The organism is Herbaspirillum sp. C7C2, assembly GCF_022627865.1.
Classification (GTDB): domain Bacteria; phylum Pseudomonadota; class Gammaproteobacteria; order Burkholderiales; family Burkholderiaceae_D; genus Herbaspirillum; species Herbaspirillum frisingense.
On record NZ_JABXGI010000005.1, the window covers coordinates 76,679 to 97,715 of the forward strand.

The window sequence follows — 21,037 nt, forward strand, 5'->3', positions numbered from 1 at the left end:
ATCACAAGGAGAACACCCATGAATGCCTTCCATCAGAATGCCCAGGCAGCGCTGGCCAGCGCGCCGGTGCAGGCACAGGCCTGGACCGGGCAACAGGACCGCCTGCTCGAACAAGCCTGCCAGGACGCCTGCGGCGCCATTGCCCCGGCCTGGCCACTGGATCGCGCCATTGCCGTCAATCCCCACTGGACCCGCGTGGGTATGCCGCTGCGCCAGGTTGCTGCGCGCATGCTGCTGCTGGGCGGGATCCAGGTCTTCCCGCCGCAGGAGCAGTTGCGCCAGGCCTGGGAGCAGGGCCGCGTCACCCGCGACGACTTGCGCTATGCGCTGCAACAGTCGCAGGAAGCGGCCGACCGTGGCATCGACGAGGCCCATTGCCTGGCGATGCTGACCTCGCCCACCCAGGTGCAGCGGCTGCCCTTGCTGATCGACGTCCTGGACAACGATCCGCAGCGCCATACCCGGCTATCCTGGCGGCAGGCCATCACGCACCAGGTCAGCCAGACCTGTGCCGCCTATTTCGACCGTCACCAGGCCGATTGGCAGCCGCAGCGCGGCATGGGCCTCTACGCCTTCTGGCGCGAGACGCTGGAGCATGACCACGGCATCGGCCTGTTGATGGGCCTGCCACACATCGCCGATGGGATCCGCGCCTTGCCGGCCAGCGCCCATGAGGCCGAGCGCTGGGTCATGCAGCACCTGGGCCTGTCCAGTGAAGTCTGGGCCGATTATCTGGAAGCAGTGCTGCTGACGGTCAATGGCTGGGCCTCATGGTGCGCGTATCTAGGCTGGCAGGCGCGCCTTGAACAGGGCGAGGACCAGCACCTGCGCGAACTGCTGGCCATCCGCATGGCCTGGGGCGCCTTGCTGCTGGAGTGCAAGGACGATGCCGCGGCCGGTCACGCTTTTCACACCGTCCAGCAGGCCTGGGCGCGGTCGCCGGAACGGTTGCAACAGGCGCAGCACGATCTGCTGGTGGACGAACTCTGGCAGGTGGCCCTGGAGGCCGGCTATCAGCGCCGTCTGGCGCAGCAACTGCAGCGCCATGGCGAGCCCACCGCGAGCGCTGCGCCTACCATCGAGGTGCAAGCCGCCTTCTGCATCGACGTGCGCAGCGAGCCCTTGCGCCGCGCCCTGGAGAGCGTGCATCCCGGCATGCAGACCCTGGGCTTTGCCGGTTTCTTCGGTCTGCCGGTGGCCTATACCCCGCTGGCCAGCGAAGCCAGTCGTCCGCAATTGCCTGGCCTGCTGGCACCGGCCTACCAGGTGCGCGACGCCATCCAGCCAGCCGGTGCCGCCCGGCCCAGCAGCGTGCTGACCGACGCCATGAGCCGCAGCCGGCGCCAGACCCTGGCCACCCAGGAACAGTGGCAGGGCAATACCCGCTGGCCGGGGTCGGCGTTTTCCTTCGTCGAGGTGGCCGGCGTGACGGCGCTGGGGGGCTTGTGGAAGTGGTTGCGCCCCGGACAGGCCGAACGCGCGCGGGACGACCTGCACGGCTTGCCGAGCCGGTACCGCCAGCTCTGCCGTCCGCAATTGAACGCCATCTCGCTTCCCGACAAGATCACCCTGGCCGCGCGGGTGCTGCACGCCATGGGACTGGATCGGCAGATCGCGCCGCTGGTGCTGCTGGTGGGCCATGGCAGCCAGTCGGCCAACAATGCGCATGCGGCCGCCCTGGATTGTGGCGCCTGCTGCGGCCAGACCGGCGAGGTCAATGCCCGTACGCTGGCACAGCTACTCAATGAGATCGAGGTGCGGCGCGGCCTGCTGGAGCGGGGGATCCTCATTCCCGAGGACAGCCGCTTCCTGGCCCTCCTGCACAACACCACCACCGACGAGGTGGAGGCCTTCGATCTGGACCTCTTGCCGACGAACGCCCGCCAGCGCTGGGATGCCTTGCAACCGACCCTGGCCGAGGCCGGCGATCGGGTGCGCCGTGAACGCGCCGGCCGGCTCGGCCTGCAGGACAGGCTGACGCCGCCAGCCCTGTTGAAGGCATTGCGCCGGCGCGCCAATGACGGTGCCGAGACCCGCCCGGAATGGGGGCTCACCGGCAATGCCGCCTTTCTGATTGCGCCCCGCGCGCGCAGCCGTGGGCTGGATCTGGGCGGTCGCTGCTTCCTGCACGATTACGACGCCAGTCAGGACGCCGACGGCAGCGTGCTGGAACTGCTGATGACCGCACCCATGCTGGTGACCCACTGGATCAACTGGCAGTACCACGCGTCCACCAGCGACCCGGTGCGGCTGGGCAGCGGCAACAAGCTGCTGCACAACGTGGTGGGCGGCACCATTGGCGTATTCGAAGGCAATGGCGGCGATCTGCGCATCGGGTTGTCGCGCCAGTCACTGCATGACGGCCAGCAGTGGGTGCATGAGCCCTTGCGGCTGACGGTAGTGGTGGACGCCCCGCAGGCAGCCATCGATGACATCGTCTCCCGCCATGCCATCGTGCGGCAGTTGCTGGAGCATGGATGGCTGCATCTGTGGCGCTTTGCCGGCAGCGGCCTGGTGCAGTGGAAGCAGGGCGGCTGGCAGGGTCTGGCTCTTTGAAAACCCCGGGACGCCCGGTATTTGAGGTAGCATGATCGCCGTTTTGCCTACCCTGATCGCCGGAGAACCCATGAAATCCACCCAGCCCGCCCTCGGCCCCTCGCCCGGACCTGGCCTGTCGCACCGGTCGCGCCGGTCGATTGGCCAGGCGCGGCAGCGCGCGCCGTGGCACTACCTTGCCATGTTGTGCCTGGGGCTGGCGCTATCGGGCTGTGCCACCGAAGCCTATCGCGCCACCGAAAGCCAGTGTGCACCGGCGGCTTACGCGCAATACCCGGTGATCAACCAGACCCGCATGGAAATGCGTACCCGCCCCATCCAGGTGCCGACCGGGCAGACCCGCTGCAGCTCAGTCACCAACGGCAACCGTACCGATACTGTCTGCCAGGACATCACCCGCACCGAGTACCAGCAATACCCGGTCTACGTCACGGTCGACATCAACGAATACGGCCGCGACCAGGTCATCGCCGCCTGCGCCCGCAGCCAGTGCCTGCGCACGCACGGCAATCCGGACTGCAAATAGACTGAGAGACTGAGAGACTGAGAGACTGAGAGACTGATTGGCTGAGGACGGAGCCGTTCAGACCGCGTCCAGCGGAATCTTCAGGTAGCGCACGCCGTTGTCCTCAGGCGGCGGCAACTGGCCGGCGCGCATGTTGACTTGCACCGAAGGCAGCAGCAATACCGGCATACCCAGGGTGGCATCACGGGCGCTGCGCATGGTGACGAATTCTTCTTCACTTATACCGTCACGAACGTGAATGTTGTTCTGGCGCTCCTCGGCGACGGTGGTCTCGAATTGCAGGGCACGGCCATTGGGCTGGTAGTCGTGGCACAGATAGATCCGGGTGTGCGCCGGCAGACTCAAAACCTCGTGGATGGAGCGGAACAGGGTGCGCGCATTCCCGCCAGGGAAGTCGCAGCGGGCGGTGCCGTAGTCGGGCATGAACAGGGTATCGCCGACGAAGGCCGCGACCTCGCCGGCTTCTTCCACGACATAGGTGATACAGGCCGGCGTATGGCCCGGTGTATGCATCACGCGGGCATGAAGCTCACCGATCTGGAACCGTTCGCCATCGGCAAACAGGTGATCGAACTGGCTACCGTCCCGGGCAAAGTCACCCCCCGCATTGAACAACTTGCCGAACACACCCTGCACCTGGCGGATGTGTTCGCCGATGGCGATACTCCCGCCCAGCTTGCGCTTGAGATAGGGAGCCGCCGACAGGTGGTCGGCGTGGGCGTGTGTTTCCAGGATCCACTGGACCGAGGCGCCCAGTTCCCCCACGCGCCGGATCAGCAGATCGGCGCTGGCCGTCGCGGTGCGACCAGACTTGGGGTCGTAATCCAGTACGCTGTCCAGCAGTGCGCATTGTCCGGTGGAGCGATCCAGCACGATATAGCTGACGGTACTGGTGGCGGGGTCGAAATGCCCTTCGATGTGGAGCTTGGTCATGTGGATTCCTTCCATGTCGGTGAGCACCCTCTATCAAGATGCATGCCAGCCAATGTTTTCCAAAGACGCCAGTTTGCCACTGTCGGCATGCTTGCGGCAGCGCGTTGCGTCAAAATGCCGGCCTTAACTGTCTGGCGCATCGATTGCGGGTGAAGGCAAAGGCTTGGCCGGCAGCAAGCGCTCCAGCATATCGCGATGATAGGGATCATGCGAATCCACGTAGCGCGAGGCCGAGCTGATGTTCTTCCAACCGACATATTCCATCAGTGCGCGCAGCTCCCACCCATTGGCGCTGGCCCAGCTGGCAAAGCCGCGGCGCAAGGAGTGCGCGCTGTACAGATGCACATCGGCAATGCCGGCCGCGCCCAGAATGCGCCGGAGCAGGGGAATGATGCTGGCGGCATGGATGGCGTCCTCGCTGATGCGGCCCCAGCGATCGATGCCGCGCAATACCGGACCGCTGCGCACGCCGCTCACCGCCAGCCAGTCAAGATAGGCCGCCACCGGGCAAAGCCGCGACAGCGCCGGCGTCAGATAGGTGCTGCCCTTGAGACTGCGGTCGGTCTTGGTGCGCGGCAGCTGGATGCGCATGCCCTGGCCGGCCACCGCCTCGATGCGCTCCACTTCCAGGCGTGCCAGTTCATCACTCCGAAAGCCCCGCCAGAAACCGATCAGCAACAAGGCCTTGTCGCGTGCATGCCGTAGCAGATCGGCAGAGCGGCCCTGCTGGCGAGCGAGGTCCTGTTGCTGCTCCAGCCAGCCCACGGCCTGCTCCAGCGCATCCAGTTGCAGCGGGCGGGCACGCCTTTCCTGGGCGGGATGCACTTCCTGGATGCCGCGCAGCATCTTGCGGACCACCGGCGCCTTCGTCGGGTCTGGAAAGCCCTGGTCGATGTGCCACTGGCCCAGCGCGGAGACCCGCTGCTTGAGCGTGTTGTGCGCCAGCACGCCGGCATAGCGGGCCAGGTAACGCAGAATCCCGTCCGCCGTGGCCGGCAGGAAGCCGCCCCATTCCTCCTCGAAGTGCTTCACGGCGGCACGGTAGCTGCGACGGGTGTTATCGCGGGTGGCAGCGTGCAGGTAGTCGTCAATGGCAATCATGGCGAGTCGCGCGCATCAGGCGCAAAAGAGGAAGAGCAGGGCTGAAAAGCGGCATTTTAGCCGATGGGAACAGATAATCATCTAATATCGAATCTCAATATTAAGATTATATTTGGCCATATCTCTTCATTTGTATTACGTAATTACGTATTATGTAATACATCATCAAATAACAGGATGCGATCATGGCCCGGACCGGCTTGTACAAATCGGAAGTGAAGAAAGCCCGCGACAGCCTGCTGGCGCTGGGACGGCACCCCTCCGTGGATGCGGTACGCGTGGAGTTGGGCAATACCGGGTCCAAGACCACCATCCACAAATATCTGAAGGAACTGGAAGAAGAGGAGGGCATCGGACAGCAGCCTCGCAGCATCAGCGCGGCCCTGCAGGAGATGGTGGAGCGCCTGGCGTCCCAGCTGCAGGCCGAGGCCGATGAGCGCGTGAGCGCCGCCAGGGAAGAGGTGAGGGCAGTCACGGCCCGGATGGAGCAGGCCCTGGCCGAGGCCAACGCGGCCAATGCGGATTTGTCGACCCGGCTGGACCTGGCCGGAAAAGCCCTGATCGCTGCCCGTGCCGCCCACGAAAGCAGCCGGGAGGAATGCCAGCAACAGGCCGTCGCCCTGCGTGCACTGGAGGTGCGCTCCACCGCCTTGCAGGAACGCCTGCAGGAAAACGAGCAGTATCGGCTCTCCCTCGAAGACAAGCACCAGCACGCCCGCGCTGCCCTGGACCACTACCGCAGCGCCGCCAAGGAACAGCGCGAGCAGGATCTGCGGCAGCATGAGCAGCAACTCCAGACGGCGCAGGCCGAACTGCGTCAACTGCGCCAGGAGCTCATCGTCAAGCAGACGGAAATCACCCGCGTCAACCAGGAAGGGGTGCGCCTGGTGGCCGACCTCTCGCATGCACGGCAAGCCCTGGTGGAGCAACAGGCACTGGCGGATCGGCGCGAGCAGCAGCTGGAATCGCTGCAGCAGGTGGCAGCCGGCAAGCAGGTGCTGGAGGCGCAACTGGCCGACAGGAATGCAGCGCTGGCAAGCCTGCAGGCCAGCCGGTCCGAGACCGAGGAAGCCCTGGCCGGCGCCCGCAAGCAGTTACAGGAGACGGAAATAGAACTGGCGGCCGCCCGCGCCAGGCTGGAAACCCACGAAGCGCTGACGCTGGCATGGCACCAGCAGAGAAATCATGAAGGAGAGGGTCATCAGCAGGCGCCGTCTTCGGGACCAGAAGATGCCGGCTTGAACCGGTGACCGGCAGCGTCGAGCCGGCTGCATCGTTAGCCGTTTCAAAGACCGCCATGCGGCGGATCGACAGCCCCTAACATCCCCTAAGCCCCTAAGGCGTGATCTTCCGCTTGCGCTGGGACTGACGAACGCTTCCGCCGGGTTCATGACGGCCAGCCGGTGCGATATCGGCCAGTTCCAGTTGTGCCGCAATGAAATCCACGAAGGCCCGGATCCGGTTGGACATCTGATGACGTTGGGAGTAGACGGCATATATATCGGCATTGGGTGACTGCCAGCCGGGCAGGACCCGAACCAGCCGCCCGTCTTCCAGGTAGCCCCGTACATCCCATTCCGCCCGCAGCAGGATTCCATGTCCTTCCAGGGCCCATTTCACAGCGATCTCGCCATCGTTGGTGGTCAGGTTGCCGCGAATCTTCACTGCCTCCGTCTTGGAAGAGGCGCCGCTTCCGGCGGTGAGCCGCCATAGCCCGTAGGCTTCGTCCCCTTGCCGGATTCCCACGCAGTTGTGCTTGGTCAGGTCGTGTGGCGTGACGGGCATGCCGCGTCGTGCCAGGTATTGGGGCGCGGCACACAGCAGCCTTGCGTTCGGCGCCAGACGCCTGGCCACGACCCGCGTATCAGGCGGCTCGCCGAAGCGGATGCAGACATCGAAGCTGTCGTCGGTCAACGGCGGGGGCATCACGGATAGCTGCAGCTGCACCGCGACCTGCGGATACTCGGCGACGAATTTCGAGATCACCGGCGCCACATGGCTGCGTCCGAAACCCAGGGTGGCATTGACACGCAGCAAGCCCTCCGGACGCCGCTTGGAACTCCCCAGCAGTTCGGACAGTTCGTCGATTTCATCCAGGATCCGACGGGCGTGTTCCAGATAAAGCTCCCCCTCCGGGGTGAGGGTCATGCGGCGGGTGGTCCGGTTGACCAGCGGCACGCCTGCGCGGCTCTCCATCTGGCTCAGGTGCTTGCTCACGGCTGCCGTCGTCAGGCCCAGCTCGCGTGCCGCCGCCGACAGGCTGCCGGCCATCGCCAGCACCGAGAAGAAGCGTAAATCCGAGGGAAGAACCACGTCTTGCATACGCGATTGTTAAATTTAAGTTAAGGATGCTTTGAGTTTAGCACCGGTTTTTGTAGAGCGAACGCCAGTAGAGTGCCACTCACCAAAACATTTTATGAAAGGCCGGAGACATGAAGACTTATCGCATCGCAACCATTCCGGGTGACGGCATCGGCAAGGAAGTCGTACCAGCGGGTCGCCAGGTGCTGGAGGCGCTGGCCGCCACCAGCAGCACATTCAAGTTCGACTTCGAGGACTTCGACTGGGGTGGCGACTACTACCGCAAGACCGGCGCCATGATGCCGGCCGACGGGCTGGACGCGCTTCGCGACAAGGATGCCATCCTGTTCGGCTCGGTCGGCGACCCGCACATTGCCGACCACATCACCCTGTGGGGCCTGCGCCTGAAGATCTGCCAGGGCTTCGATCAATACGCCAACGTGCGCCCGACCCGCATCCTGCCGGGTATCGATGCGCCCCTGAAGCGTTGCAAGGCAGAAGACCTGAACTGGGTCATCGTCCGCGAAAACTCCGAAGGCGAATATGCCGGCGTGGGCGGCCGTGTTCACCAGGGCCATCCGATCGAGGCCGCCACCGACGTGTCGATGATGACCCGTGCCGGTGTGGAGCGCATCATGCGTTTCGCCTTCAAGCTGGCGCAGTCGCGCCCCCGCAAGCTGCTGACCGTCATCACCAAGAGCAACGCCCAGCGCCATGCGATGGTGATGTGGGATGAAATCGCCGTGCAGATTGCCAAGGAATTCCCGGATGTGAAGTGGGACAAGGAACTGGTCGATGCCGCCACCGCACGCATGGTCAACCGTCCTGCCACGCTGGACACCATCGTGGCCACCAACCTGCATGCCGACATCCTGTCCGACCTGGCCGCCGCGCTGGCCGGCAGCCTGGGCATCGCCCCCACCGGCAACATCGATCCGGAGCGCCGCTATCCCTCGATGTTCGAGCCCATCCACGGTTCGGCATTCGACATCATGGGCCGTGGCCTGGCCAACCCGGTGGGCACCTTCTGGTCGGTGGTGATGATGCTGGACCACCTGGGCGAGCACGAAGCGGCGGCACAGGTCATGCAGGCCGTGGAAGCCGTGACCGCCGACCCGTCGCTGCATACCGGTGACCTGGGTGGCAAGGCCACCACGGCGCAGGTCACCGCAGCCGTCTGCGCCTTCGTCAGCAAGGCGGCGCACACCCGGAAGGCGGCGTAAGCCATTCTTCAGCGGTCCGAACGGACCGCCTCTGCCGACAAGCGTGCTCCCTCCCGGCCCCGGTTTCGGGTGCCGGCGGTGTGGCCTCGCGCTAAAAAAATCGAAGACAGGCACATCAAGCCTGCCATTGCCGGAGACGCAATGCCCACTGCCCAACCACCGTCCGAGCGGGCCCGGATCGACGCCTTGTTGAAAGGCATGTTCGATGCGGCGATTGCCATCGCCCAGCCGGCCGTCCGTATTCCCCAATTCCCGCCCGAGGCGCCGCGCGGGCGTCTGATCGTCATCATCGCCTGCGTTGCCGCGGCGGTGGGGCCGGTGATCGCAGCCGGCGCCAATAGCGTGGTAGGGCTGATCGCGGCCTTGACGCTGGTGAACGTGGGCATCAGTTTCGCCAAGCCGCCGCTGTGGAGCATGCCGACCATGTTCCTCTCCGGCACGGCCGCGGCCACCGGCATTGCCACCATCAATTCCATCGGCAACCTTGGCGGCTTTGTTGCGCCCAGCGTGATCGGCTGGATCAAGGACTCGAGCGGCAGCTATGCCGGTGGCTTGTATTTCGTGGCTGGGCTGCTGGTGTTTTCGGCGGTGCTTACGCTGATCATGTCGCGCTTCCAGACAAGGGAGCAGAGCCAGCACGCTTATCAAAAAGTCTAGGGCCCCGGATGAATCAGGTGCTACCGCAACAGGTGCCGACGGCAATCTGAGACGACAAGCGGATTTGAAATGAAAACATGGATGCCAAATGATCAGTGAATGGACTTCATGATCAGGCCAGCAGAAACCACCATGCAAACTATCGAAAACGCCAGTTTCAGATGGGCGGGGTGCCAGCGTACTGCGAGCTTCCCGCCTAGCAACATTCCGGCCATTGCGCCGGCGGAAAATGGCAAACCAATTGCGAGATCGAAGTGACCACTGACCATGCTGGTGCCGACACTGACCAGCGAAATCAGCGCGATCACCGCCAGCGACGTCGAGACGACAGACTGCATGGCCAGGTCGGTCACGCGCTGCAAGGACGGGACGATGACGAACCCGCCACCCACGCCGAGCAGCCCCGAGAGCACACCCGCCACACCACCCGTGACGGCCAGGCGACTGGCACAACGGGGTGTCCAGACGAAGCGTCCGCTCTGGTCGCGCAGGCAGGGGCAGTCATCTGGTACGGTGGCCGCGGCCGTCCTGCTGCGCCGGGCATCCCGCATGCCCTTGATGGCCACCCATGCCATGACAATGGCAAACAGCAGCGTCAGGTAGCGGGTATCGAGCTGATGGGCCAGCCACGTGCCTAGCGGAGTGAGGACAATGCCGACGGCGGCGATCAGCGCGGCGGCGCGATAGCGTACGATGCCAGCCCGCAAACCGATCACCGCCCCCATCGCCGAAGCAATGCCAACGGCCAGCAAACCGATGGGTCCAGCCTGCGGCACGCTCAGATGCAGGCCGAACACCAGCAGCGGAATGGCCAGGATACCGCCACCGGCACCGGTGAGCCCCATGATGCAGCCCACCAAGGCACCCAGTAACAGGCTCATGCTCATCTGTGCCTCCTCAACCGACCATTTCGGGTTGCGCCAGCCACTCGTGTCCCTTGAGCATGCCTTCCCAGTACAGCGGCGGCAGGATGCGCTCCTTGAGCAGCCAGGCCAGGCGCGATGGGCGCGTGCCATCCAGCATCCATGCCGGGAAACTGGGTGCCAGCTTGCCGCCATAGTTGAATTCGGCCAGAACGATCTTGCCGCGTTCTACGGTCAAGGGGCAGGAGCCATAGCCGTTGTAGCGGGCCTGAACAGATTGCCGACCCAGGTTGTGGAGCACATTGTGGGCGACCACCGGCGCCTGTTTGCGGGCCGCAGCGGCGGTCTTGGCATTGGGCGAGTTGGCCGCATCGCCCAGCCCGAAGATGTTGGCAAAGCGCTTGTGCTGCAAGGTCGATTGATCAACATCGATCCACCCGGCCGGATCGGCCAGAGGGCTGCTGCGGATGAAGTCCGGCGCCGTCTGCGGCGGCACCACGTGGATCATGTCAAAGGGGACTTCCACTTTCTGTGAGCTGCCGTCGGGGGAGCTGACTGCAAAGGTGGCGATCTTGCGTCCACCATCGATGGCGGTCAGGGTCTGTCCGAAGTTGAGGTCGATGCCATAGGCCTGCACGTATTCCATCAAGGCTGGCACGTATTCGGCCACGCCAAAGAGCACCGCACCAGCGGAGCGGAACTGCACATTCGATTTCTTGAGTACATCGGCGTGCCGCCATGCATCGCAAGAGAGATACATGGCCTTTTGCGGGGCACCGGCGCACTTGATGGGCATAGGCGGCTGGGTAAAGATGGCATCGCCCCCCTTGAAGCGCTCCACCAGTTCCCAGGTGTAGGGCGCCAGATCATAACGATAATTGGACGTCACGCCGTTGCGACCCAGGGTATCGGTGAGGCCTTCGATGCCGTCCCAGTTCAGTTTCAGACCGGGACAGACCACCAGCTGCTCGTACTTGACCACACGGCAGCCTTCCAGCAGGACCGCATTGCGCTCCGGCTCGAAACCTGCCACGGCCGATTTGATCCAGCGTACGCCGCGCGGGATCAACGATCCCATCACCCGGGCGGTCTGCGCCGGCCTGAATACGCCGCCGCCCACCAGGGTCCAGCCAGGTTGGTAATAATGGACATCGGCCGGGTCGATGATGGCAATATCCAGTCCAGGCTGGCGCGCCAGCAGGCTCGACGCCACCGAAATCCCTGCCGCGCCACCACCCACGATGACTACCTTGTGTGTCGAGTCGGCCACATCGAATGGGGTGGCATTGCTCTGGTTGATTCTGCGCACCAGTGCGCTCAGGTCGTAACCCGCCTGTTCGGCACGGGTCAATATCTCCCCCGTGGACATGCGGCCGGCGCGCGAGAGCCCCCACAGCGTGGTACTGCGCATGCCACTGCGGCAATAGGCCAGCACGGGCTTGGGCAGATCTTCGAGCAGACGATCGAATTCGTCAGCCTGGGCATTGGCCACCTGACCAGGAATCACCGGCAGATAGCGCGCCTCGATGCCCGCAGTCTGAGCTTGTTGTTCCACCTCTCTGAAACTGGGTTGGTCGCCGGCTTCCCCGTCCGGACGATTGCAGATGATGGATTTGAAGCCGGCTGCAGCGATCTCTTCCATATCGGCAGGCATGATCTGGGCCGAGACGGACAAGTTGGCCGTCAGTTGCTTGATGTTCATGGAATGTCTCCTTGATTGATGTGCCCCTGGCGGCGACGCCCCGGCGTCGGCCAGCAAGGGGAGGGGGATCAGCGATCCCGGGTAGCGCAACTGTTGATGCCCAGCAGCGGATACAGCGGACAGAAGCGGAACAAGCCGGTTCCTATCGGGATCAGGCCCAGCCAGCCCCACCATCCCACGGTGCCGGTCGCCGCAAGGATGACCAGGACGACGCCAATGACGATTCTCAAGATGCGGTCGATACCGCCTACATTGCATTTCATGATGACTCCTCAGGGTGGGTGATCAGACTGCGTCCAGCGGGATCTTCAGATAGCGCATGCCGTTGGCCTCGGCCGGTGGCAACTGACCCGCGCGCATGTTGACTTGCACCGACGGCAGCAGCAGCACCGGCATGGCCAGGGTGGCGTCACGGGCAGTCCGCATGGCCACGAATTCCTCCTCGCTGATGCCGTCGCGGACGTGGATGTTATTGCTACGCTCTTCCGCCACGGTGGTGACGAACTGAAGCTGCCGGCCGTTGGGCTGGTAGTCGTGACACAGGTAGATACGGGTATGCGGCGGCAGACTCAGTACCTTGTTGATCGAATGGAAGAGGGTGCGGGCGTTCCCGCCGGGGAAATCGCAGCGTGCGGTCCCGTAGTCGGGCATGAACAGGGTGTCGCCGACGAAGGCTGCGATCTGGTCACCTTCCTCCACGACATAGGTGATACAGGCAGGCGTATGGCCGGGGGTGTGCATGACACGCGCTTGCAGAGCGCCGATCTGGAAGCGTTCGCCATCGGCGAAGAGGTGATCGAACTGGCTGCCATCGTGGGCAAATTCACTGCCGGCATTGAAAAGCGCCCCAAATACGTTTTGCACCTGGCGGATGTGCTCACCGATGGCGATGCGTCCGCCCAGCTTGCGCTTGAGATAGGGGGCCGCAGACAGATGGTCGGCATGGGCATGGGTTTCCAGGATCCATTGCACCGAGGCACCGAGCTCCTGCACACGCCGGATCAGGTGATCGGCGCTACTGGTAGAGGTACGGCCGGATTTGGGATCGTAGTCCAGTACGCTATCCAGCAGTGCGCATTGCCGGGTTGTGCGATCCAGTACCAGATAGCTCACAGTACTGGTGGCAGGGTCGAAGTGACCTTCAATATGCAGGTTGTCCATGTTGTCGTCCTCTGTTGTCAGATATTTTCTTCATATCAAAACTTGTGCCAGATCACGAAACTTGCTCAACCAATTGATTTGTAAGGAATATTTTCTTAAATCGCTTCACCTGCAGATCGAATGACTGCCAGTGACACTGCCAATTGGCAGTGTCATACTGCCACCTGGCAGCGTTGGTGCGCCGACCCAGATGAGGTGATGGGTCCTGCACGGACTGGTCGCCGACGTCCCTTTGCCAGAACCATCCAGAAGGCAGCATTTGCCTGAATTAGTCTTGAAGAAAGCGAGAGAATTCGTGGAGTCGCTACCCGATGTTTTGCAGTCGTTCCAGGTACAGGCCCTGATTTCTTATCTGGACCATGAGCCCACGCCGATGATCGTGATGAATACGGAGTACGAGATTCTGGCTGCCAATACCGCCTACAAGCGCCAGTTCGCCACAGCTGGCAGGGCGCCCATTGGCCACAAGTGTTATGCAATGTCACACCATTACCAGGTTCCCTGCGACCAGGCCGGAGAGCATTGCCCCTTGCAACGTGCGCTGGCCACCAAGGGCCCGGATCGAGTGCTGCACATTCATCACACGCCGCGCGGACCAGAACATGTGGATGTTGAGCTGCGGCCCATCATCGACCACCAGCATCGCGTGGTGGGGTTCGTCGAGCGTCTGCAGACGGTGCGTCATGCCTCGGTACAGGCCAGTCGTCAGGGGCTGGTTGGCAAGTCAGCAGCCTTCAATCGTGCCCTGGGCGAATTGCAGCGGGTGGCGATGTCGGATCTACCGGTCTTGCTGCTTGGAGAGTCGGGCAGTGGCAAGGAACTGTTTGCGCGCGCAGTGCATGAAGCCAGTCCCCGGGTGCATGGGCCGTTCGTGGTGGTGGACTGCTCGGGATTGACCGAGAGCCTGTTCGAGAGCGAGTTGTTCGGATACGAAAAGGGCGCCTTTACCGGCGCCCACGTCCGCAAGGCGGGCCTGGTTGAAACAGCCAAGGGGGGCACCTTGTTCCTGGACGAAATCGGCGACGTGCCATTGGCGATGCAGGTCAAGCTGTTGAGGCTGATTGAATCCGGCACTTTCCGGCGCGTTGGTGCGGTCGACACACAGCAGGCCGAATTTCGCCTCGTGGCAGCAACCCATAAGCCGCTGCAGGAAATGGTGGCAAAAGGCGATTTCCGTCAGGACCTTTACTACCGCATCAGTGCTTTCCCGCTCCATCTGCCGCCGTTACGCGAGAGACGTGATGACATACCTTTGCTGGTCGAGTCATTGCTTCAGCGAGGGGCAGGGGGAGCAGGCAAGTCGCTGCAAATCTCTGCTGACGCGATGACGCAGCTGATGCAACACGACTGGCCTGGAAATATCCGCGAACTTCGCAACGTGATCGAGCGAGCGCGCCTGTTTGCGGACGATGGAGTGATCAAGAAAGAGCATCTCGCACTGGATCGTTTCTACCCGCCGCGAGCGCCCGGATTGGACAAGCCTGCAAGTGAAGTGCGCGATCTTGTAGAGATAGCACGCGAATTCAACGGCAGCCGCAAGGAGCTGGCAGCAAGCTTGGGTATGAGCGAACGTACGTTATACAGACGTATGAAAGAGGCAGGATCTTTTGGGCGTGATTAGTGCGGGACGGGGTGATTCTAGAAGGTGAGCGGAACGGATTGGACTGTTACCGCATGATTTTTGCGTCCACGATTACGATATAAACGGTTTTAATCTGCGTCGCTATTTTACGAGTGCTGAATAAGTGACCGGATGCATCCTGCATAAGAGAAGGGCGTCGTCTTCGAACCTTATCGGAAACCTGTTTCGGACTGCGTTCTCCAATTCAAACAATCCTTGGCAGCGGTAGCTTCGGATCGGCTGGGTCACCCCTTCGCAATCTATCTGAAAAGAAATCTTGCATTATGGTAACTTTAGTACAATAGTCATTAAAAATCTCTTGGGGCGAGATTGATGATTGTTTTTTTGACAATTCGAGGGCGGGTGCGTTGAAGGTGTATGAAAACGTAGTTATTGGCAACTTCCTATTTGGATTTGGTGCCCATGTCGGGGCACGTGTCGCATTGAGGCAAGGCCACACTAAAAATCTGCCGCTGGCCATCGATCTGTTGCAGCAGACTCCTTTGGACGCAATGGTAGCGGACCTCGTTGTACGGGGCTCACGCATGATGCGAATTCTTGAATTCAAACGCACCGAAAACAAAGACAGCAAAGAGATACACAAGCGCAGTTTTTTAGAGCGTTTGCTTAGCCAAGAGCCGCATTTGGGAGATATCTCCCGAAGCGTTCACTGGTATGTGAGTGCAGGACAGGGATTGCCCGAAAACTGTGGAATAGAAAAACTTTGCCCGTATCTGGATTTTGAAAGAGCTCCGATCAATCAGAATGTAGATCTGAATGGATTTTTCCAAGCTATGGCAGACGAAGCTCTTGGATTAGGTCCTGACCTTTCCCTGACTTTCACTATGTACCTAAATGCCTTGGCTGCTACGCACACAGCAGAAGGTAGTGGTTCATCTGGCGGTTTCATTATCTCGGTAGGCGAGGGCGGAAGGATTAACTACTCCCAGGTGGATGATTTTAGGCATCTCAACTACAGCTTGAGGCAGTATCACGCCCAGTATCTGGTTCAAGAGCGGGCCAAAGAGCAAGAGCGAACCCTCGTTCGCGAACATAAACTGGAAAAAACACAGGAACGTGGAATGAGCTTATGAACCATTCAATAAATGACCACATCCTCAGACACACTTATAGGTAAAGAAAAATAATGTCACTTTCCGAAGATCAATTGAACCAGCTGATGAAATTTGCTTTCACGGCACTGCAAGGGACAATCAATGATCGACAGGAGTTTGCGAGAAAACTTGAAGAGTTTCGCAACCAGATCGCTCAACTAAACGCTGTAAAAAATCAAATGCCGACCTTATTGCAGGAGCGCGTTGACCACGCCGTTCTAGAGGCGACAAAAACCTGCACGCACGAACTCACAACATCGGTCGCGGCTGCGACAAGAGCCGCCGAAGCCGCGGCAGCTGCATATAAAAATTCTCAAAAATCTCAACCATTCATCGTAGGGGGAGTATCTGCTTTACTTGGCATCGCAATATGCACCTTCGCATATTTTTGGACACCTTCTCTAAGCGAGATTCAAGACCGGCGAGATCAAATAGCCAAGCTTGAAGAAAACATATCTCAACTTCAAATTCAGACGGATAAATGTCCTGAAAAAAACGGCAAGCTACATCTATGTGTACTGCTAGATCCAGCCTTTGGATTTCTTGAAAAGAATGGTGATCGCTATGCAGTTCCTGCCACTTCCAAGACCGCCAAGAAATGAAGGGAAGGGAGCGTGATCATTGCCTGTTAGGGTAAATGCTTCAAGGAAGTTCTCTCATCTCTAGAGCGAGGGGTCGAATAATCGCAACGAGTACTCCTTGGGACGGCTTACCGCAGACCGTCCGATGCCGACAACGGCTACCACCACGCCACCCAACATTGATCCTATGGAATTTGATGTGAACTGGAACGCTCTTCCTGGAGCGTTCATGTACGAAATCTCTCGTCGGTATAATTTTACATAATACAAATTATGCGAAGTTTTAGACATTCCGGCTCAAGCTGAAATGAAGCCTTCTTCAGGCCGCAACGTCAACACCTGCACGCCTTTCCTGGTCACTGCCACAGTATGTTCAAACTGCGCCGACAACTTGCCGTCGGCCGTCACCACGGTCCAGCCGTCGTCTTCCGTGCGGCAGGCATGGTGCCCCTGATTCAGCATTGGCTCGATGGTAAATACCATTCCTTCCTGCAGGACCATCCCCGTCTTCGGTCGTCCCCAATGCAATACCTCCGGCGGCTCGTGCATTTCCCGGCCGATGCCATGGCCGCAGAACTCGCGGACCACCGAAAACCCGTGACGTTGCGCGTGACGTTGAATGGCATAGCCAATATCGCCAAGCTGGGCGCCTGGTCGCACGGCATGGATGCCTTTCCACATGGCTTCGTAGGTAATCTGCACCAGATGCCGGGCTTCCGGCGTGACCGCTCCGATCAGGTAGGTCTTGCTGGAGTCGGCGATATAGCCGTTCTTCTCCAGCGTAATGTCGAAGTTGACGATGTCGCCGTCCCTGAGGATCTCCGTTCCCGACGGCACACCATGACAGATCACGTTGTTGCGCGATGAATTGAGGGCGAACGCGTAGCCATACTGGCCTTTGCTGGCCGGCCGCGCGTGCAGCTCCTCGACGATAAAGCGGTCAACCCAGTCGTTGACCTGCATGGTAGACATGCCGGCAAGCTCCATCTGATCCAGCCCGCTGAATACGCTGGCCAGCAGCCTGCCTGATTCGGCCATCAGGGAGATTTCTTCGGGGCGCTTCTTCATGTCGCCGTCACTCTGACACTGGGCGTGACTACCCCGGCCTCCTGCAATTCGCGGGCGATGATCTCGTTGAAGGAAAGCGTTGGATTGGTCTCGGCCAGAACGCCGATCTTGATCCAGAACGCCGCCTGCGCATTGATGGAGCGGCAGGATACGGCCGTGGCCTTGCGGATCTGGTCGTGCAAGTCGTCGTCGATGTTCACAATACCCATGATTGACCTGTATATATATGATTCATATACGAAGTATATATTCATATCAAAAAACAGGTCAACCACCCGGTCAGTCCATCCCGGCGCAGGTGTTCAGGCGTCCACGGCTTCTGCGAGGTCCCGATACTGCCCGCGAAAATACAGCAATGGCTGTGCGCTTGCCGGCTTTTGCTGGTCCATGGCAAGCACCTCGCCGATGACGATGAGATGATCGCCAGCGATATGTTCAGCATGAATCCGACAATCCAGCCAGTGCAGACTGCCGGCAATGATGGGGTTGCCCAGGGGCGACGCCTGCCAATCCAACCCCTGCCACTTGTCTTGGCCACGGCGGGCGAACTGGCTGGAAATTTGCGCCTGATCGGCGGCCAGAATATTGACCGCAAAGCGCCCTGCCCGCCTGATCGCCGGATAGCTAACCGAACTGGACATGACGCTGAAAGACACCAGTGGCGGATTCACCGACACGCTGTAGAAGGACTGGCAAGTGAAGCCGATCGGCGAGGCGTCCACCAGCGAGGTAATCACCGTGATGCCGGAGGCGTAATGCCCGAGCGCGTCGCGAAAACGCGATGGGTCGATGCTTGTGCTGGTCAATGACATGATGGAACAGGAATGCGGCTTGGGATCGCAACTACCCAAATGGATATGAAAACTCAGCGTCAGCCTGGACGATCACCGCGCACCGCTGGCGGCGCCCGTCCAAACGGGTATGCCTACGCCTGCCTGGCCAGTTCCTGGCGGATGATCTCCGCGCCGGCAGCAAGTGCATTGAGCTTGCCTCGGGCGACGTCGCGCGCCAGGGGTGCCATGCCGCAGTTGGTGCAAGGATAGAGCTTGTCGGCATCGACGAACTGCAGCGCCTTGCGCAGGGTGTCGGCGACCTCCTCCGGGGTTTCGATGGTATTGCTGGCCACATCGATGGCGCCGACCATTACCTTCTTGCCACGGATGAGTTCAATCAGGTCCATGGGAACGCGCGAATTGTGGCACTCCAGCGAGACGATATCGATGCCGGACTGTTGCAGCTTCGGGAATGCTTCCTCGTATTGCCGCCACTCGGAGCCCAGGGTCTTCTTCCAGTCGGTGTTGGCCTTGATACCGTAGCCATAGCAGATATGGACGGCGGTTTCGCATTTCAGGCCTTCGATGGCACGTTCCAGCGTGGCCACGCCCCAGTCGTTGACTTCGTCGAAGAAGACATTGAAGGCAGGCTCATCGAACTGGATGATGTCTACGCCGGCCGCTTCCAGCTCCCGGGCTTCCTGATTGAGGATCTTGGCGAATTCCCACGCCAGTTTTTCGCGGCTCTTGTAGTGGGCGTCATAGAGCGTGTCGATCATGGTCATGGGGCCGGGCAGCGCCCATTTGATGGTTTGCCCGGTCTGCTGGCGCAGGAACCTGGCGTCTTCCACGAAGACCGGTTTCTGGCGCGAGACGGCACCGACCACGGTGGGCACGCTGGCATCGTAGCGGTCGCGGATACGCACGGTCTCGCGCTTCTCGAAATCGACCCCGTCCAGATGTTCGATAAAGGTCGTCACGAAATGCTGGCGCGTCTGTTCGCCATCACTGACGATATCGATGCCGGCATGGACCTGTTCCTGCAGGGACAGGCGCAAGGCATCGCGCTTGCCGTCACGCAGTTCTTCGCCTTGCAGTTTCCAGGGCGACCAGAGCTTCTCGGGTTCGGCGAGCCAGGAAGGTTTCGGCAGGCTGCCGGCGGTGGAGGTGGGTAAGAGTTTTTTCACGTTGGATGACCTGTTCTGTTGTATGAATCCGTGCGGCTAATCAATGGGCGTAATGGTTGGACCACTGCGCCAGTACCGCCTGGTAAGGCTTGATGAAGTGTTCTTCCGCAAACCTGCCCTGCTCCACCGCCAGCCGGCTGCGTTCTTCGCGGTCGTAGACGATGCGGGTCAGGGAATAATCCTGGTGCTTCAGGCTGGGCCGATAGGACTTGCCGGCAACCGAATTGGCGTTGTAGATCTCGGGCCGGTAGATCTTCTGGAAGGTCTCCATCGTGCTGATGGTGCTGATCAGTTCCAGGTTGGTGTAGTCGCCCAGCAGATCGCCGGAGAAATAGAACGCTAGCGGCGCGGCGCTGTCGGGCGGCATGAAGTAGCGTACCTGCATGCCCATCTTGCCGAAGTATTCATCGGTCAGCGAATACTCGTCCTGCAGGTATTCCACGCCCAATACCGGGTGCCGGTTCTCGGTGCGCCGGTAGGTCCGGCTGCCGGAGACACTCAGGCAGATGACCGGCGGCTTGCCGAAATGCGCCCGGTACACGTCAGACTCGACGAAGGACTTGAACAGCCGTCCATGCAGGTCGCCAAAATCCTCGGGCGCGCTGAAGACAGGCTGGTTGCGGTTGCGCTCCAGCAGGACCACGCTGAAATCGTAATCGCGTACATAGGAGGAGAAGTTGTTGCCCACGATGCCGGCAGTGCGTTCGCCCGTCTGCTGATCGATGACTGTCGTCTGCAATATCTCGATCAAGGGAAGTGCCGGACCGCTGCGCTCGCCGGCAATCTTCATCTCGACCGAGATGATCTCCAGCGCGACGTGATAGCGCTCGCCTGTCGGATTATCCCAATGCGCCAGGGCATTGAAGCGGTTGTCGATCATGCGGAAGGTGTTGCGCAGGTTCTCCTGCCGGCTTTCGCCCCGGGCAAGGTTGGCGAAGTTGGTAGTGATGCGCGTGTTCTCGGAAGGACGATAGTCCTCGTCGAAGCGGATGCTCTTGATGGCAAACGTAAATTCTTTGGTCATGGTGATTCAGCCTCTGGCCGTCCTGGTGATGACGATGTTCGAAGCGAATCTTAAGCGCAGTCATCCATGAAAAAAAGTGAAATTACCTCATTGATCCATTAGAGTGGCTCATGGACCAACGCAAGGCCCGCGACCGCAGCCGCCGCCCGACGGTACCTTCACTACCATCTGCGTGGATGAGAACTCACTCGCCTCAAGGCGCTCACCGGTTCAGCACAATGACGTGGCTTGCCGGAGGCAGAACGGGCAGCGTCAACAGGACAGGGCTGCGCCAACTCCCATCTGAATTACGTCAGGACGTTACAGTCCGGGCAGGATCCCTCCTCCGATACCCCAAAAGAGCCGCACCCGGATCAAGCGCTGACGCCGCACCTGTCAGCTCATTGTCAGCTTTTGTCCCCATAAGGAGACATCAGCGACCAAAATGCAACCAATTCCGGCAAAAAGCGCCATTTGTGGCGGCCAGAGCGATCATGATTTTGGCGTAAATGCCAACACCAGTATCTCTACTATTTTCTCTGCCGAAGGTCATCTTGATCGGGGCGGCGGGCATAGGGGGATCACCTCCAACAGCGTTTGGCGCGCGCTCCCTTCAGATCACGGCCGATATCGACCACCCTTCTCTGCAAGCCATGTGCTGGCAAG

The 21,037-nt window shown here is 60.8% G+C and carries 19 protein-coding genes and 1 pseudogene; 8 read left to right on the forward strand and 12 right to left on the reverse strand.

What is annotated here, in order from left to right; translation table 11 throughout:
* Positions 1–18 precede the first annotated feature (18 nt).
* A complete protein-coding gene (locus HWE04_RS09880) occupies positions 19–2,556 on the forward strand; it encodes a YbcC family protein (protein ID WP_241812289.1) in 2,538 nt (845 codons plus the stop codon).
* Between the two features lie 70 nt (positions 2,557–2,626).
* Positions 2,627–3,082 carry a hypothetical protein gene (locus HWE04_RS09885; protein ID WP_241812290.1) on the forward strand — a complete coding sequence of 152 codons (456 nt, stop codon included), beginning with the start codon at positions 2,627–2,629 and terminating at the stop codon, positions 3,080–3,082.
* A gap of 57 nt (positions 3,083–3,139) precedes the next feature.
* Here the strand turns inward: HWE04_RS09885 and HWE04_RS09890 are convergent, their stop codons facing one another.
* Together HWE04_RS09890 and HWE04_RS09895 are read right to left on the reverse strand one after the other, a co-directional pair.
* The gene (locus tag HWE04_RS09890) at positions 3,140–4,015 is read right to left on the reverse strand and encodes an MBL fold metallo-hydrolase (RefSeq protein ID WP_241812291.1); all 876 of its coding nucleotides are present in this window, start codon (positions 4,013–4,015) and stop codon (positions 3,140–3,142) included.
* A 123-nt stretch (positions 4,016–4,138) separates the two neighbouring features.
* Positions 4,139–5,116: a site-specific integrase gene (locus HWE04_RS09895; RefSeq protein WP_241812292.1), complete on the reverse strand. Its 978-nt coding sequence runs from the start codon at positions 5,114–5,116 to the stop codon at positions 4,139–4,141.
* Positions 5,117–5,301: 185 nt separating this feature from the next.
* Here HWE04_RS09895 and HWE04_RS09900 point away from each other — a divergent pair, with 185 nt between their 5' ends.
* Positions 5,302–6,366, forward strand: coding sequence for a DNA-binding protein (locus HWE04_RS09900; RefSeq protein WP_241812293.1), 1,065 nt, complete (start codon positions 5,302–5,304; stop codon positions 6,364–6,366).
* Between the two features lie 85 nt (positions 6,367–6,451).
* On the opposite strand, the gene HWE04_RS09905 is transcribed toward HWE04_RS09900, so the two are convergent.
* Positions 6,452–7,438, reverse strand: a complete 987-nt coding sequence (locus HWE04_RS09905) for a LysR family transcriptional regulator (RefSeq protein ID WP_241812294.1) — start codon at positions 7,436–7,438, stop codon at positions 6,452–6,454.
* A 110-nt stretch (positions 7,439–7,548) separates the two neighbouring features.
* Between HWE04_RS09905 and HWE04_RS09910 the strand changes: the two genes are divergently transcribed.
* Together HWE04_RS09910 and HWE04_RS09915 are read left to right on the forward strand one after the other, a co-directional pair.
* Entirely contained in the window at positions 7,549–8,640 is a 1,092-nt protein-coding gene (locus HWE04_RS09910) for a tartrate dehydrogenase (RefSeq protein ID WP_241812295.1), read from the forward strand.
* A 282-nt stretch (positions 8,641–8,922) separates the two neighbouring features.
* Positions 8,923–9,297 (forward strand): annotated as a pseudogene (locus HWE04_RS09915) (MFS transporter); the annotation flags it as partial.
* 92 nt (positions 9,298–9,389) lie between these two features.
* Here HWE04_RS09915 and HWE04_RS09920 read toward each other — a convergent pair.
* From HWE04_RS09920 to HWE04_RS09935, 4 genes are all read right to left on the reverse strand, one after another.
* Positions 9,390–10,184, reverse strand: coding sequence for a sulfite exporter TauE/SafE family protein (locus HWE04_RS09920; RefSeq protein ID WP_241812296.1), 795 nt, complete (start codon positions 10,182–10,184; stop codon positions 9,390–9,392).
* Between the two features lie 10 nt (positions 10,185–10,194).
* Complete coding sequence (locus tag HWE04_RS09925; RefSeq protein ID WP_241812297.1) at positions 10,195–11,862, reverse strand: bifunctional protein tyrosine phosphatase family protein/NAD(P)/FAD-dependent oxidoreductase; 1,668 nt, start codon at positions 11,860–11,862, stop codon at positions 10,195–10,197.
* A 68-nt stretch (positions 11,863–11,930) separates the two neighbouring features.
* A complete protein-coding gene (locus tag HWE04_RS09930) occupies positions 11,931–12,125 on the reverse strand; it encodes a YgaP family membrane protein (RefSeq protein WP_241812298.1) in 195 nt (64 codons plus the stop codon).
* Positions 12,126–12,147: 22 nt separating this feature from the next.
* Positions 12,148–13,023 carry an MBL fold metallo-hydrolase gene (locus tag HWE04_RS09935; RefSeq protein WP_241812299.1) on the reverse strand — a complete coding sequence of 292 codons (876 nt, stop codon included), beginning with the start codon at positions 13,021–13,023 and terminating at the stop codon, positions 12,148–12,150.
* 373 nt (positions 13,024–13,396) lie between these two features.
* On the opposite strand from HWE04_RS09935, the gene HWE04_RS09940 reads away from it, so the two are divergent.
* From HWE04_RS09940 to HWE04_RS09950, 3 genes are all read left to right on the forward strand, one after another.
* Positions 13,397–14,644, forward strand: a complete 1,248-nt coding sequence (locus tag HWE04_RS09940) for a sigma-54-dependent Fis family transcriptional regulator (protein ID WP_241812417.1) — start codon at positions 13,397–13,399, stop codon at positions 14,642–14,644.
* 368 nt (positions 14,645–15,012) lie between these two features.
* On the forward strand, positions 15,013–15,738 hold the full coding sequence (locus HWE04_RS09945) for a hypothetical protein (RefSeq protein ID WP_241812300.1): 726 nt from the start codon (positions 15,013–15,015) through the stop codon (positions 15,736–15,738).
* A 53-nt stretch (positions 15,739–15,791) separates the two neighbouring features.
* On the forward strand, positions 15,792–16,361 hold the full coding sequence (locus HWE04_RS09950; protein WP_241812301.1) for a hypothetical protein: 570 nt from the start codon (positions 15,792–15,794) through the stop codon (positions 16,359–16,361).
* Positions 16,362–16,637: 276 nt separating this feature from the next.
* Here HWE04_RS09950 and map read toward each other — a convergent pair whose 3' ends face one another.
* The 5 genes from map to HWE04_RS09975 all read right to left on the reverse strand — a co-directional run bounded on the left by map (position 16,638) and on the right by HWE04_RS09975 (position 20,392).
* Positions 16,638–17,408, reverse strand: coding sequence for a type I methionyl aminopeptidase (map, locus tag HWE04_RS09955; RefSeq protein ID WP_241812302.1), 771 nt, complete (start codon positions 17,406–17,408; stop codon positions 16,638–16,640).
* Entirely contained in the window at positions 17,405–17,617 is a 213-nt protein-coding gene (locus tag HWE04_RS09960) for a ParD-like family protein (RefSeq protein WP_039874457.1), read from the reverse strand. The genes map and HWE04_RS09960 overlap by 4 nt, the downstream gene beginning before the upstream one ends.
* Positions 17,618–17,710: 93 nt before the next feature.
* Positions 17,711–18,220 (reverse strand): flavin reductase family protein, encoded by a 510-nt coding sequence (locus HWE04_RS09965; RefSeq protein WP_241812303.1) that lies wholly within the window; start codon positions 18,218–18,220, stop codon positions 17,711–17,713.
* A gap of 113 nt (positions 18,221–18,333) precedes the next feature.
* On the reverse strand, positions 18,334–19,368 hold the full coding sequence (locus HWE04_RS09970; protein ID WP_241812304.1) for a methionine synthase: 1,035 nt from the start codon (positions 19,366–19,368) through the stop codon (positions 18,334–18,336).
* 40 nt (positions 19,369–19,408) lie between these two features.
* Positions 19,409–20,392 (reverse strand): DUF1852 domain-containing protein, encoded by a 984-nt coding sequence (locus HWE04_RS09975; RefSeq protein ID WP_241812305.1) that lies wholly within the window; start codon positions 20,390–20,392, stop codon positions 19,409–19,411.
* Positions 20,393–21,037 lie beyond the last annotated feature (645 nt).